Origin of the sequence: Acidovorax sp. sif0632 (assembly GCF_019218805.1) — a bacterium.
GTDB classification, from domain to species: domain Bacteria; phylum Pseudomonadota; class Gammaproteobacteria; order Burkholderiales; family Burkholderiaceae_C; genus Acidovorax; species Acidovorax facilis.
On the sequence record NZ_JAHUWW010000003.1, the window covers coordinates 392,167 to 406,317 of the forward strand.

At 61.8% G+C, this 14,151-nt stretch carries 10 protein-coding genes and 6 tRNA genes; 3 read left to right on the plus strand and 13 right to left on the minus strand.

Features of this window, described 5'->3' with window-relative positions:
* Positions 1 to 67 precede the first annotated feature (67 nt).
* From KW832_RS11710 to KW832_RS11730, 5 genes are all read right to left on the minus strand, one after another.
* Positions 68 to 1,060 (minus strand): D-glycerate dehydrogenase, encoded by a 993-nt coding sequence (locus KW832_RS11710; RefSeq protein ID WP_218300013.1) that lies wholly within the window; start codon positions 1,058 to 1,060, stop codon positions 68 to 70.
* 170 nt (positions 1,061 to 1,230) lie between these two features.
* On the minus strand, positions 1,231 to 2,643 hold the full coding sequence (locus KW832_RS11715; protein WP_218300014.1) for a sodium:proton antiporter: 1,413 nt from the start codon (positions 2,641 to 2,643) through the stop codon (positions 1,231 to 1,233).
* Positions 2,644 to 2,758: 115 nt separating this feature from the next.
* Complete coding sequence (pncB, locus tag KW832_RS11720; protein WP_176886269.1) at positions 2,759 to 3,979, minus strand: nicotinate phosphoribosyltransferase; 1,221 nt, start codon at positions 3,977 to 3,979, stop codon at positions 2,759 to 2,761.
* Positions 3,980 to 4,209: 230 nt separating this feature from the next.
* On the minus strand, positions 4,210 to 4,695 hold the full coding sequence (locus tag KW832_RS11725; RefSeq protein WP_218300015.1) for a thioesterase family protein: 486 nt from the start codon (positions 4,693 to 4,695) through the stop codon (positions 4,210 to 4,212).
* Positions 4,692 to 5,633 (minus strand): histone deacetylase, encoded by a 942-nt coding sequence (locus tag KW832_RS11730; RefSeq protein ID WP_218300016.1) that lies wholly within the window; start codon positions 5,631 to 5,633, stop codon positions 4,692 to 4,694. Before KW832_RS11730 ends, KW832_RS11725 begins: the two co-directional genes overlap by 4 nt.
* Positions 5,634 to 5,832: 199 nt before the next feature.
* Between KW832_RS11730 and KW832_RS11735 the strand changes: the two genes are divergently transcribed.
* The 3 genes from KW832_RS11735 (at position 5,833) to KW832_RS11745 (ending at position 8,727) form a co-directional block, all read left to right on the plus strand.
* Positions 5,833 to 6,381, plus strand: a complete 549-nt coding sequence (locus tag KW832_RS11735) for a phasin family protein (protein WP_055402564.1) — start codon at positions 5,833 to 5,835, stop codon at positions 6,379 to 6,381.
* Positions 6,382 to 6,800: 419 nt separating this feature from the next.
* Positions 6,801 to 7,853 carry an extracellular solute-binding protein gene (locus KW832_RS11740; protein ID WP_121506091.1) on the plus strand — a complete coding sequence of 351 codons (1,053 nt, stop codon included), beginning with the start codon at positions 6,801 to 6,803 and terminating at the stop codon, positions 7,851 to 7,853.
* A 115-nt stretch (positions 7,854 to 7,968) separates the two neighbouring features.
* Positions 7,969 to 8,727, plus strand: coding sequence for a 3-hydroxyacyl-CoA dehydrogenase (locus KW832_RS11745; RefSeq protein ID WP_218300017.1), 759 nt, complete (start codon positions 7,969 to 7,971; stop codon positions 8,725 to 8,727).
* Positions 8,728 to 8,931: 204 nt separating this feature from the next.
* Here the strand turns inward: KW832_RS11745 and KW832_RS11750 are convergent, their stop codons facing one another.
* The 8 genes from KW832_RS11750 to gltX form a co-directional block, all read right to left on the minus strand.
* The gene (locus KW832_RS11750) at positions 8,932 to 11,814 is read right to left on the minus strand and encodes an EAL domain-containing protein (RefSeq protein ID WP_218300018.1); all 2,883 of its coding nucleotides are present in this window, start codon (positions 11,812 to 11,814) and stop codon (positions 8,932 to 8,934) included.
* Between the two features lie 142 nt (positions 11,815 to 11,956).
* Positions 11,957 to 12,033: transfer RNA gene (locus KW832_RS11755), tRNA-Asp, on the minus strand.
* A 52-nt stretch (positions 12,034 to 12,085) separates the two neighbouring features.
* A tRNA-Glu gene (locus tag KW832_RS11760) sits at positions 12,086 to 12,161 on the minus strand.
* A 30-nt stretch (positions 12,162 to 12,191) separates the two neighbouring features.
* A tRNA-Ala gene (locus tag KW832_RS11765) sits at positions 12,192 to 12,267 on the minus strand.
* Between the two features lie 64 nt (positions 12,268 to 12,331).
* A tRNA-Asp gene (locus KW832_RS11770) sits at positions 12,332 to 12,408 on the minus strand.
* 52 nt (positions 12,409 to 12,460) lie between these two features.
* Positions 12,461 to 12,536 (minus strand) — tRNA-Glu (locus KW832_RS11775).
* Between the two features lie 30 nt (positions 12,537 to 12,566).
* Positions 12,567 to 12,642 (minus strand) — tRNA-Ala (locus KW832_RS11780).
* 65 nt (positions 12,643 to 12,707) lie between these two features.
* On the minus strand, positions 12,708 to 14,129 hold the full coding sequence (gene gltX, locus KW832_RS11785; RefSeq protein ID WP_218300019.1) for a glutamate--tRNA ligase: 1,422 nt from the start codon (positions 14,127 to 14,129) through the stop codon (positions 12,708 to 12,710).
* Positions 14,130 to 14,151 lie beyond the last annotated feature (22 nt).

The window sequence follows — 14,151 nt, forward strand, 5'->3', positions numbered from 1 at the left end:
GGTTTCGATAGCTGCCAGCGCTTATCTATCAAACGCTAGCAGCCAATTTCTCTTAATAAATCCGGCGTTACTGCGCCCGCAGGCCAGGCACGGGCTGGTTCACCGGAGTGAGGGGGGCACGCCCGCCCAAAAAGGCAATCAGGTTGTCCGCCGCCAGGTTGGCCATGGCGCGGCGCGTGGGCACCGTGGCGCTGGCGATGTGAGGCGTGAGCACCACGTTGGGCACGGTGAGCAGGTCGGGGTGCACGCTGGGCTCGCCTTCAAACACATCCAGCCCCGCCGCGGCAATGCGGCCTTCGCGCAGCGCCACGGCCAGCGCCGCGTCGTCCACAATGCCGCCACGCGCAATGTTGATGAGGGTGGCCATGGGCTTCATCAGCGCCAGTTCGGCCGCGCCAATGGTGTGGTGCGAGGCTGCGCTGTACGGCACCACCAGCACCACATGGTCGGCCGTGCGCAGCAAGTCTTCCTTGCCCACGTAGGTGGCCTTGCATTCGGCTTCCAGGTCAGCCGACAGGCGCGAGCGGTTGTGATAAACCACCTTCATGCCAAAGCCATGCGCGCCGCGCTTGGCAATGCCCTGCCCGATGCGACCCATGCCGATGATGCCCAGCGTGCTGCCGTGGATGTCGCTGCCCGCGAACATGTCGTAGCTCCACTTCGTCCACTTGCCAGCGCGCAGGTAATGCTCGCTCTCGGTCATGCGGCGCGCCGTGGCCATCAAGAGCGCAAAGCCGAAGTCGGCCGTGGTCTCGGTCAGCACGTCGGGGGTGTTGGTGCCCAACACGCCCGCCGCCGTCATCGCGTCCACATCAAAGTTGTTGTAGCCCACGGCCATGTTGGCGCAGATTTTGAGACGCGGCGCCGCAGCCAGTAACGCGGCATCCACGCGCTGGCTGCCGGTGGTCAGCACTCCGTCCTTGTCCGCCAAGCGCGCGGCCAACTCGGCTGGGGTCCAGATCACGTCTTCGGGGTTGTCCTCCACGTCGAAGTGCGCGCGCAGGCGGTCCACGATGTCGGGGAAGATCGCTCGCGCGACCAGGATGCGGGGTTTGCTCATGAATCTTCAGTCTCCAATGTATCGATACGGCTGCCGTACCTTGCAACTTGCGCGGCCCGCACCAGCGGCCACCGTGCAAGGGCAGCCCCGCCGCACTGGTGGCGTCCCCCTTCCCATCGCGCAGCGATGAGAGAAGGGGGAAGCGGCGCAGCCGCTCAGGGGGATGGTCACTACCTAAACCAGATGAAAGTCATGACGACAAACAGCGGCACCAGGATGCCCCCCGACCACAGCATGTAGCCAAAGAAGCTCGGCATCTTCACGCCCCGGTCTTCGGCGATGGCCTTGACCATGAGGTTGGGCGCGTTGCCGATGTAGGTGTTGGCGCCCATGAACACCGCGCCCGCCGAGATGGCAGCCAGCGTGGGCGCCAGGGTGGTCATCAGCACCGCAGGGTCGCCGCCCGCAGTGTTGAAAAACACGAGGTAGGTGGGAGCGTTGTCGAGGAAGGAGCTGAGCGCGCCCGCGGCCCAGAAGTACATGGCCGGGTCGGGCGAACCATCTGCGCGGGTCACGGCCGACACAACGGCGCCAAACGGACCGTTGACGCCCGCCTTGAGCATGGCGATAACCGGGATGATGGTGAGAAAGATGCCCGCAAACAGCTTGGCCACCTCTTGCATCGGCCCCCAGCCGAACTGGTTGTCTTCATGCACCTTCTTGGGCGTGAGCCACAGGGATACAAAGGTGACGATGACCAAACCGACGTCGCGCACGATGCCAGGCAGGCCAACGTCGGTGCCCGCGATGTTGAACACCACCGACGACTTCCAGAAGCCGCTGACCAGCACCAGCGCCACCACCACGCCCAGCAGGGCAAAGTTGACCTTGCCATCAAAGCCGATGGCCCGGCTGTCGGGTGTGGGGTCGGCCGTGACCACCTCTTCGCTGCGGCGGTAGTACCAGGAATCGATCACAAAGAAGATGGCCAGCAGCGCACCCACGAGGAAAAGCGTTTCCTGGAAGATGTGGCTCACCGTCCAGAAGAAATCCACGCCCTTCAAGAAGCCCAGGAAAAGCGGCGGATCGCCCAGCGGCGTGAGCGAGCCCCCGGCGTTGGACACGATGAAGATGAAGAACACCACCACATGCGCCACATGCTTGCGGTTGTCGTTGGCGCGGATCAGGGGGCGGATCAGCAGCATGGACGCCCCGGTGGTGCCCATGAAGCTGGCCAGCACGGCGCCAATGGCCAGGATGGTGGTGTTGAGCCCCGGGCTGCCATGCAGGTTGCCGCGAATGAAAATCCCGCCCGCCACCGTGAACAGCGCAGTCAGCAGGATCACAAACGGGATGTACTCCGCCACCAGCGCATGCACCAGGCTCACGCCCGCCATGCCGGGGCCGAATGTGATGGCAAACGGCACCAGAAACGCCAGCCCCCAGGCTGCCGCCACCTTGCCAAAGTGGTGGTGCCAGAAGATCGGAGCCAGGAGCGGCATGAGGGCAATCGACAGCAGAATGCCCGCGAACGGAACGCCCCAGAGGACGGACAGCGTGCTGCCATCGATGTCGGCGGCCAGGGCCCAACCGGGCAGTGCCGCCAAAAGACCGGCCACTGCCAGCCCGCGCGAGAGTTTCATGGGTTGTGTCTCCATCCAGTTATAAAAATCGGGGCGCCTCACGGCGGTTTGACGTACTTCACAGCACATCGCGGCACTTCACGGAACCTCTGGGCGCTTCCGCGCGCCAGCGCGGCTACGCTGTCGCAGGGATATCAAACACCTGCCGCAGGTAGGCGAGGTATTTCTCGTCATCACACATGCCCTTGCCCGGCGTGTCCGACAGCTTGGCCACAGGCTGGTCGTTGCAACGCGTCATCTTGATGACCACCTGCAGCGGCTCGTGCGCCGGCGGGCTGCCCAGGTCATTGGTGAGATTGGTGCCAATTCCAAACGCCAGCTGGCAGCGGCCCCGGAACTGCTGGTACAGCTCGATGGTGCGCGGCACCGTGAGCGCATCGCTGAAGATCAGCGTCTTGGTCAGCGGGTCCACGCGGTTCTTGCGGTAGTGGTCCAAAAGGCGCTCGCCCCAGGCGAACGGATCGCCGCTGTCATGCCGCGCGCCGTCAAACAGCTTGCAAAAGTAAAGGTCAAAGTCGCGCAGGAAGGCGCTCATACCGTAGACGTCCGACAGCGCAATGCCCAGGTCCCCCCGGTACTCCTTGGCCCACATTTCAAAGCCAAAGACCTGGCTGTCGCGCAGGCGCGGGCCCAGCGCCTGGCAGGCCTGCAGATATTCATGCGCCATGGTGCCCAACGGCGTCACGCCCAGCTTCATGGCATAGAGCACGTTGCTCGTGCCCGCAAACTGGCCGGGCCCTGCGGGGGCGCCGGGACGGCGGTCGCCCGTGCCTAGGCGGGCCACCAGCACACGCAGCACTTCTTCGTGCCAGGCGCGGCTAAAACGCCGGCGCGTGCCGTAGTCGGCAATCTTGAGATCCGACAGGCCGTCACCCTGCAGCAGCGCAATCTTGGCATCCAGGCGGCGGCGGCCTTCCAGGAAGTCGGGCACTTTCTGCGTGTTGCGAAAGTAGACCTCATTGACGATGGCCAACACCGGGATCTCGAACAGGATGGTGTGCAGCCACGGCCCCCGGATGGAGATTTCGATCTCGCCGTTGTGCTGGGGCGTGACGGTGATGTATTTCTCGTTGAGCTTGAACAGCCCGAGAAAATCCACGAAGTCGCTCTTGATGAAACGCAGGGATCGCAGGTAGGCCAGTTCGGCATCCTGGAACTGCAGGCAACACAGCGACCGGATCTCGTCGCGGATTTCGTTGGCAAACGGTGCCAGTTGCACGCCGGGGTTGCGGCACTTGAATTTGTATTCGACCTGCGCCCCCGGAAACTGGTGCAGCACGACCTGCATCATGGTGAACTTGTACAGGTCGGTGTCGAGCAGGCTGGTGATGATCATGGACAGGGCAAGCCTCAGAAATCGCGAACACGTTCCCAAGGCCTCAGACCGGGCAACGAAGCCACAAAGTGTAGGCCATCGGGAGCCCTGGCACCGCGCAAGGCCAGCGGCGTCAGCCAGGTTTCAGCCGCCGCACAGCGCCTGGCCTGGTTGAGTTCCCTGTGGTGCGCCAGCACCTATCTGTGTTGCGTTACGCGCTATCAAAACCATACCAGCCAGTTTGCGCGCGGTCAGCCGGGCACCACCAGAGCTTGCAGCACGGTGCGCAGCGCCTCGGGCACGGGCACCGGCCGGCGGGTTTCGCGGTCCACATACACATGGATGAAATGGCCCGCGGCAGCGGTCAGTGGCTCGCCTTGGGCAAACAGGCCCACCTCATACCTGACGCTGGAGCCGCCCAGCCGTGCCACGCGGATGCCCGCCTCCACCGTCTGCGGAAACGCCAGCGGGGCAAAGTAGTTGCACTGGGTTTCGATCACCAGGCCAATGGTGCCGCCCGCATGGATATCGAGCACGCCCTGGTCGATCAGGTGGGCATTGACCGCAGTGTCAAACCAGCTGTAATACACGACGTTGTTCACATGGCCATACACGTCGTTGTCGGCCCAGCGTGTGGTGATGGAGCGAAAGGACTGGTAGGCGCTGCGCGGCTGCGGGGACGGGCGGGCGGCCGGTGCGGACGCAGCGGCAGGGGTGGTGCTGGCGGCAGAAGTCATGGCCGCACATTCTGCCAGCGCTGGTGGTACTGCCAGGCCACGCGCCAGGTGTTGAGCTGGGCCAACACCGTGTCGTCCAGGTTGCGGCCGTAACCTCCGGCCATGGCAAAAACCAGGGGGATGCGCCGCTGCCACGCCCAGTCGAACACACGCCGGTCGCGCGCCTCCAGCCCGTCGTGCGTCACCGCCAGCCGCCCCAGGCGGTCACCCTCATGGGGGTCGGCACCTGCCAGATAGAAGATGAGCTGGGGCGCAAACCGCTGTTCCAGGGTATCGAGCGCCTGCTCCAGGGCCTGTAGATAGTCAGGGTCCGTGCAGCCATCGGGCAGCTCGACATCGAGGTCGCTGGGCTCCTTGCGGAACGGAAAGTTGCGGGCCCCGTGCAGCGACAGCGTGAACACGCTGTGGTCTCCCCGGAAGATGTGCGCCGTGCCGTTGCCCTGGTGCACATCCAGGTCAATCACCGCCACCTGCAGCGGCCGGGCGGTGCGCCCGCCGCCGCCCCGCGCCCATTCCACCTGCATCAACCGGGCGGCCACCGCCACGTCGTTGAACACACAAAACCCGCTGCCCTTGTCGGCATAGGCATGGTGCGTGCCCCCCGCGAGGTTGCCCGCCACCCCTTCGCGCAGCGCCACGCGGCTTGCGGCCACGGTAGCGCCCACAGAGCGCCGCGCGCGCTCGGCCATGGCCTCGCTCCAGGGAAACCCAATCTCGCGCTGGGCCAGGGGCGGCAGCGTGCCTTCGGCAATGGCGTCGATGTAGTCGGGCGCATGGGCCAGCGCTAGCTCATGGTCTGTAGCAGGCAAGGCCACCTGGAGCGACACACCCGGCAGGTGTTGGGCAATCCGGTCGCGCAGCAGTCTGTACTTGGCCATGGGAAACCGATGGCCTTCGGGCAAGGGCAGCACAAAATGGTCTGCGTAGTAGGCGTGCATGACGCGATTGTGGCGAAGGCCGGATTTCTGGGTGGCCGTCCCTAATTTGCTGCACCGCAACAAAAAACCCTTGCAATCGCGAACGAAGCCCCTAAAATTCAACCCATGCTGCACTGCAACATGACTTACCGAGTCAGGGCCAGCGCAGATGTCTGTGAACCACCTGGCCTTCAAGGCCCTCATTTTTAGGAGATATGACATGACGCTGACCGCTGAACAAATCCTGGCCTCGCACAAAGCCAACATCGAAACCCTGTTTGGTCTGACCACCAAGGCCTTCGAAGGCGTGGAAAAGCTGGTTGAACTGAACGTGACCGCTTCGCGCGCCGCTCTGTCGGAAGCCGCTACCCACACCCAGGCTGTGCTGGGCGTGAAGGACGCACAAGAACTGCTGGCCCTGCAAGCTGGCCTGTTCCAGCCCCTGGCTGAAAAGACCGCCGCCTACAGCCGTCACCTGTATGACATCGCTTCGGGCACCGGCGCCGAATTCGGCAAGGCTTTTGAATCGCAAGCTGCTGATGCTCAGAAGAGCTTCACCAACTTGGTCGACAGCGCCGCCAAGAACGCACCTGCCGGCTCCGAAACCGCTGTGGCCGTGATGAAGAGCGCCGTCTCTGCCGCCAACAACGCTTTTGAATCCGTTCAAAAGGCCGTCAAGCAAGCGTCTGATGTGGCCGAAGCCAACTTCAACGCCGTGGCCAACACCGCTGCCAACGCCGCCAAGACTGCGGCTCCCCGCAAGCGCTAAGCCCAGTACCTGCGGTCTGGAGTGCAACCTCTAGGCCGCATTCAGGGAATACCCTGATAATTCAACCACGCGCTGCGGACACCCTCCGCAGTGCACCAGTTGTCTCCTTGGATCCTCTCGAAACCCCCGTTTCAGGGATCCTTTTAAAGCCCGGTTCATGACCGGGCTTTTTTTTGCCTGGACCTTCGCGCAGCGCACTGGAACTGGCTCTGCGCTGCTTCAGCGGCCGGTTCGGCGGGCGGCGGGCCCCGTTGTGGCGGCCTTGTCGGAAATTCCCGCCCCGTCCTTCCCGACGTGCAGACTTGCATTTGCGCTGCATCAGACGCTCGCACCAAATCCTGGTCTCTCTTGGGCGTTTATTAAGAATAATTCGTGTTTGCTTTATCATTGGCGGAGTTACAACCCCGAAAGATGCATCCATGTCGAAGACTGTGAAAGCCTTGCTGAGTGCTTGTGCCCTGGCCGCCGCTGCAGGCGTTGTCCATGCCCAGGAACAGGTCGTCAACCTCTACTCGGCCCGCCACTACTCCACCGACGAAGCGCTGTACAGCGGCTTCACCAAGGCCACTGGCATCAAGATCAACCGCGTGGATGCCGACGACGCCGGCATCCTGGCGCGCCTGAAGGCCGAGGGCGCGGCCTCGCCAGCGGATGTGATCCTGCTGGTGGACGCCGCACGTCTGTACAAGGGTGAAGTTGACGGTCTCTTCCAGCCCATCCAGTCCAAGGTGCTGAACGACGCCATCCCCGCCAACCTGCGCAGCAAGCCAGCCGCTGACGGCGGCATCGCCTGGTTCGGCCTTTCCACCCGCGCCCGCGTGATCGTCTACAACAAGGTCAAGATGCAAAAGGCGGACGTCGATACGTACGAAGAGCTGGGCGACCCCAAAAACAAGGGCAAGCTGTGCATCCGCTCCGGCTCGCACCCCTACAACCTGAGCCTTTTTGGCGCCGTGACAGAGCACATGGGCGAGCAGAAGGCCGAGGCCTGGCTCAAGGGCCTGGTGGCCAACCTGGCGCGCCCCCCCAAAGGTGGGGACACGGACCAGATCAAGGCAGTGGCTGCTGGCGAATGCGATATCGCCGTGACCAACAGCTACTACCTGGCCCGCATGATGCGTTCTACCAAGCCTGAAGATGTGGCTGTGGTGAACAAGGTGGGCGTGGTGTTCCCCAACCAGGAATCCTGGGGCACCCACCTGAACATCGCGGGCGGCGCTGTGGCCAAGCACTCCAAGAACCAGGCCAACGCGGTCAAGTTTCTGGAATACTTGGCCAGCCCGGAAGCACAGAACTACTTTGCCAATGGCAACAACGAGTGGCCTGCCGCAAAGGGTGTGACCCTGGACAACCCTGCCCTCAAGGCCATGACGGGTGGACAGCCTTTCAAGAGCGAGACCATTCCTATCAGCGCAGTGGGTGCCAACACCACGAAGGTGCAGCAGATGCTGGACCGCGTCGGCTTCCAGTAAGCCCGCCGGGCTCCCGACAAGCCCGGCCTGGCCGGGCTTTTTTTCGCCTGCAGAAAGTCGGCCTCGATGCGCCATAATTGACGTTTACGTTAACGTCACTTACAGGAGACAGCACATGGACATCAAGGGCAAGGTATTCATCGTCACCGGCGGCGCATCGGGCCTGGGTGAAGGTACGGCACGCATGCTGGCGGCCCAGGGCGGCATCGTGGTCATCGCCGACATGCAGGCCGAAAAAGGCGAAGCCGTGGCCAAGGAGATCGGCGGTGCCTTTGTGAAATGTGACGTGAGCAACGAGCCCGATGGCCAGGCGGTAGTGGCCAAGGCGGTTTCGCTGGGCAAGCTCATGGGCTTGGTCAACTGCGCTGGCATTGCCCCCGCAGAGAAAACGGTGGGCAAGAACGGCGCCCATGCCCTCGCGCTGTTCAGCAAGACCATCACGGTCAACCTGATCGGCAGCTTCAATATGATCCGCCTGGCCGCCGAAGCCATGAGCAAGAACGAGCCCGAATCCACCGGCGAGCGCGGCGCACTGATTTCCACCGCCAGCGTGGCCGCGTATGACGGCCAGATTGGCCAGGCCGCCTATTCCGCCTCCAAGGGCGGCGTGGTCGGCATGACCCTGCCGATCGCCCGCGACTTGGCGCGCAACGGCATCCGCAATATGACGATTGCCCCCGGCATCTTCGGCACACCGATGCTGTTTGGCATGCCGCAAGAAGTGCAGGACGCGCTGGCCGCTGGTGTGCCCTTCCCTAGCCGCCTGGGCACGCCGCAGGACTATGCCAAGCTGGTGCAGCACATCTTTGAGAACGACATGCTCAATGGCGAAGTGATTCGCCTCGACGGTGCCATCCGCTTGGCACCACGCTGAAACAATGGCCTGTGGCGCTGACAGCGCCACACCTTATTTGCTATTAAATATATAGCATACAAGGCTTTCATATAAAGCGCTACGGGCCATTTTCTTCAAACTTCTACCTTTCGCACCTCCTGAGAAGGAGGTTGTCATTGCCAGGAAGTTAGACGGCTGTCATCAGCAGCCTGTTCACGGTTTCGCATGGTCGTAAGCAGGCTCTCAGACCAGGGTGACGCGACGCTCTGTCATCCAGGCATCCAGTTGCGCCGCCGGAACCGGCCGACTGAAGTAATACCCCTGGCCGGTATTGCAACCCAAAGATAGCAAAGCTTCACACTGCGTGGCCGTCTCGACCCCTTCGGCGATGGACTCCAGGTCGAGGCTCTGCGCCAAGCCGATGATGGCGCGCACGATGTGTTGGGCGCTGCCATCCTCGCCAAGATGGCGCACGAAGGACTGGTCAATCTTGAGCTTGTGAACCCGCAGGCGCTGGATGTAGCTGAACGACGAGTAGCCTGTGCCAAAGTCGTCAATGGACAGCTGCACCCCCAGGTCGAACAGCTGCTGGACAATGGCGATCACCTTTTCGGGGGCGTCCATGGCAATGCTCTCGGTCAGCTCCAGCTCCAACATCTGAGGCGACACCCCGCTGTCAGCCAGTGCCTGCTGCACCATCTCGACCAAACCGGGATGGCGAAACTGAACCATCGACAGATTGACCGCCACCGTGAACCCGGTATGGCCCGCTTCGCACCACGCGCGTGCCTGTGCCAATGCCGTGCGCAATACCCATTCCCCAATGCCCAGAATCTGCCCACTGCTTTCCGCCACGGGGATGAACTCTGCGGGGCTGATCAAGCCGAGCTCCGGATGGGTCCAGCGCAGCAATGCCTCAACCCCGGTGAGCCTGCGGTCGCGCAAACGGATCTGGGGCTGGTAGTGCAACGCCAACTGGTTTTGCACCACCGCACTGCGCAACGCATTTTCTATCTGCAACACCCGCAATGAATGGGCTTGCATATCGGCAGAGAAAAACCGGTAGGTGTCACGCCCCGTCTCCTTGGCACGGAACATCGCCGCATCAGCACGCTGTGCCAGGGTTTCAAACTCACGGCCATCCTCTGGATACAAAGCAATGCCGATGGACGACGTCACCACCAGCTCATGGTGGCCCAACCTGCAGACCCGGCGCACCTCGGACTGCAGGCTCTCGGCCACATGGGCGGCATGCTGCGCATCCGCCAATGGCAGCACGATGATGAACTCGTCTCCCCCAGGGCGCGACACGGTATCCTCTTCGCGCAGCACCAACTGCAGCCGGTGTGCGATCTCCACCAGCAACTCATCGCCCACCTGGTGGCCCAGGGAGTCATTGACATTCTTGAAATGGTCCAGATCCAGGTACAGCAATGCAAGATGCTGTCCGCTGCGCTGGGTCAGCGCAAGCGCTTGGCTGAACCGCGACGCAAACATCGTACGGTTGGGCAAGCCCGTCAGCGCATCAAAGTTGACCAGCTTGCGGATACGCTCTTCATCGCGCTTGCGTTCGGTCACATCTTCTTGCACGGCCAGGTAGTGCGTGATCCGCCCTTGCTCATCGTGCAGCGGCGAAATGATGGCCGACTCATAGTACTCACGACCGTCCTTGCGGCGGTTGAGAAACTCGCCGCGCCAGGCACGCCCCGATGACAGATGCGCCCAAAGGTCGGCATAAACAGACAGCGGGGTTCCCCCCGCGCTGAGCAGACGCGGGTTGCGCCCGACAACTTCGGCGAGGCTGTATCCGGTGGTGACGGAAAAAGCCGGATTCACATATTCAATGTTACCGTCGGCTCCAGCGATGAAGATCGAATTGGGAGCCTGTTCTACGGCATGGCGCAGTTTGCGCAAAGTATCGAGCGTCTGCACCCGCTGCGTGATGTCACGGGACAACACCACAAAATGCGCCTCTGACGCCTCATACATCACTTTGCGGGCCACGGAGAGTTCGAACCAGTGCTTGCCATCTGGCAGATCGAGCGTGTACTGGAAATCACGGGCAACCCCGTGCTCGGCAGCCGCGTCAATGGCGCGCTGTGCCACCGCAGCAGCCTGCGGTGGAAGAATGTCGTGAATGGTGCGCCCCAGAACCTGTTCGGCCGGCAACAGCAGCAACTCGGGCTGGCGCGTATGGATCTCGACATAACGACCACCGCGCGTCACCTCGAACATGAGATCGGGAACCGCGTCCAGCACCGCACGCAAGGCCTTGTCGGACTGCTTCAATGCGCGGTATGGCGCCTCAATAGTGCCCACAAAAATGGCCCGGTACAGATAGTAGTAACCCACCACCTTGTAGACATGGCCCAGCAGGTTGAAAGGGTCCGTGGCGGTAACGTAGAAAGTGAAAAAGAACTCGCTCAAGCCCATGACCCAGACCGCCGCGAACAGGCGAGCCACATCAAACGATGTACGCTCTCTCGCCAGACGCAGCAGGAGCACCAGCGACCCGGCATACAAGGCAATCACGCCATATTCAGCCGCAATCTTGAACGGGGTAAGACCTGTTGATCCGTACGTTTCGGGATACCAGTGCGGGTACCAGAAAACCAGCACGTGAACCGCTCCGACAACGCCCAGGACCAGCGCCAGCACGGCAAATCGCCCTGGCCCCGCAGATGCCGAGTCCCCAGGCGCGTGCCAGTGCAGCCCCAGCGCCCACAGCAGGCTTACAGCCACCAGGTAACGCGCAGGCAGCCAGAAATTGATGCCCTTGGCCACCGAATTGGCCGTGACGTAATCGGGCATGCCGGCATACGACAGCATGTGCGAAAAATCCAGCAGGGCCACACCCAAAAACCCGCAGGCGAGGATGAACACGTTCCGCTGAGGATTGATGCTGTGCGCCTTCCAGCCCACCGCAAAGACCAGTGCCGACACCACAATAGAGAGCGTTTCCAGCCCCTGGTGAAGTACCAGGAAATGCCGCACTCGTTCGGGAGTCGCCATCGAGAAATATGCCCAGGCGGCAACTGCAGCCCCGGTCAGCAGCCACAACACAGGAGCCACACTTCCGAAGCTGGCGGTATGTTGGGAATGGATCTGCCACCGAGAGGGAGTCATGGGCGTCTTGTCTCTTTGATGTGCCCCACCCTCAGTGCGGCCATGCCGTTACACATTCTTGCACACCCCGTCTTCAGCCACAAACCAGGAACGCAGGCGCAAAAAAAACCGCTGCAGCCTTGCGACTGCAGCGGTTGATGACTGGCGGAGTGGACGGGACTCGAACCCGCGACCCCCGGCGTGACAGGCCGGTATTCTAACCAACTGAACTACCACTCCTGGCAGGCAGCTTTTGCTTGCATCTTTTCAACACAAGCCAAGCGCTACAACTTGGCGACCCTACGGGGATTCGAACCCCGGTACTCACCGTGAAAGGGTGATGTCCTAGGCCTCTAGACGATAGGGTCAAAACCTTGGAACTAACCGTTAACAAACTTTGGTGGAGGTAAACGGGATCGAACCGATGACCTCTTGCATGCCATGCAAGCGCTCTCCCAGCTGAGCTATACCCCCAAAATTTCTCTGGCTTACACCAAAGAAAAACCCTTGCATATCAAAGACCTGCAAGGGTTTTGACTGGCGGAGTGGACGGGACTCGAACCCGCGACCCCCGGCGTGACAGGCCGGTATTCTAACCAACTGAACTACCACTCCTGGCAGGCAGCTTTTGCTTGCATCTTTTCAACACAAGCCAAGCGCTACAACTTGGCGACCCTACGGGGATTCGAACCCCGGTACTCACCGTGAAAGGGTGATGTCCTAGGCCTCTAGACGATAGGGTCAAAACCTTGGAACTAACCGTTAACAAACTTTGGTGGAGGTAAACGGGATCGAACCGATGACCTCTTGCATGCCATGCAAGCGCTCTCCCAGCTGAGCTATACCCCCACTTAATGACTCGAAACACACCGTGTTTGTTGTCATCATCTGAGCCTTGAATTATAGACAGATTTTTAGCGGTTTCGCAAACGCGCTACAACTTTTTCACGACCGACCAATTCCAGCACGGCATCCACCGAGGGCGTGTGGGCCGTACCCACGGTCAGCACCCGTGCGGGCATGGCCAGCTGGGGCATCTTCAGGCCCTGGCTAGCCAGCACCTGTTTAAAAGCAGCGCTGATGGAAGCCTTGTCCCATGCGCAAGTTGACAACGCATCGGCCAATGCATCCAGCGCGGGTGCAATGGCTTCGGTAACGTGCTGGCTGCGCTCCGCATCCACGGGCGTTACCTCACCGTAGAAGACATGCGCCCAATCGGCGAGCGCCACTGTGGTGTCGCAGCGATCCTTGAACAAGGCGCAAATCCGCGCAAGCCGTCCATCTGCCAGCGCTTCGGCAGATACACCCCGCTGCTGCAGCTGAGGCGCCACCAGCGCGGCCAGTGCATCGTCGGCCATGGCCTTGAGGTGCTGGGCGTTCACCCAACGCAGCTTGGCTTCGTCGAACTGGGCCGCACTGCGACCCAGGTGGTCGAGGTTGAACCACTGCAGGAATTGCTCGCGGCTGAAGATCTCATCGTCGCCGTGGCTCCAGCCCAAGCGCGCCAGGTAGTTCACCATGGCATCTGGCAGATAGCCCTCATCGCGGTACTGCGTGACGGGCTTGGCACCGTTGCGCTTGCTCATCTTCTCGCCTTGCTCGTTGAGCACGGTGGGCAGGTGGGCATACACGGGCGGCTCCTTGCCCAGAGCGCGGAAGATATTGATCTGGCGCGGCGTGTTGTTCACGTGGTCGTCACCCCGGATCACGTGGGTGATGGCCATGTCGATATCGTCCACCACCACACAGAAGTTGTAGGTGGGTGTTCCGTCTGGGCGCGCAATCACAAGATCGTCGAGCTCGTCATTGCTGATCTCGATGCGGCCTTTGACCTTGTCGTCCCACGCCACCACACCGCCTTGCGGGTTCTTGAAACGCAGCACGGGCAATACCCCCTCGGGCACGGGCGGCAGGGTTTTTCCAGCCTCGGGGCGCCAGGTGCCGTCATAGCGGGGCTTTTCCTTGGCGGCCATCTGCTTCTCTCGCAAGGCATCCAGTTCGGCCACGCTCATGTAGCAGGGATACACATGGCCTGCGGCCTGCAGCTCTGCCAACACAGTCTTGTAGCGGTCCATGCGCTGCATTTGGTAGAACGGGCCTTCGTCGTGGTCCAGCCCGAGCCATGCCATGCCTTCGATGATCACGTCTACCGCCGCCTGGCTGGAACGCTCCAGGTCCGTGTCTTCAATGCGCAGGATGAAATCGCCGCCCGTAGCACGGGCAAACGCCCAGGGATACAGCGCAGAGCGGATGTTGCCCAGGTGGATAAATCCCGTGGGAGACGGGGCAAAACGGGTGCGCACGCGGCCCGCGCCGGAAGCAGTGGTATCAGTCATGTCAATAAGTTCTGGCCCTCGC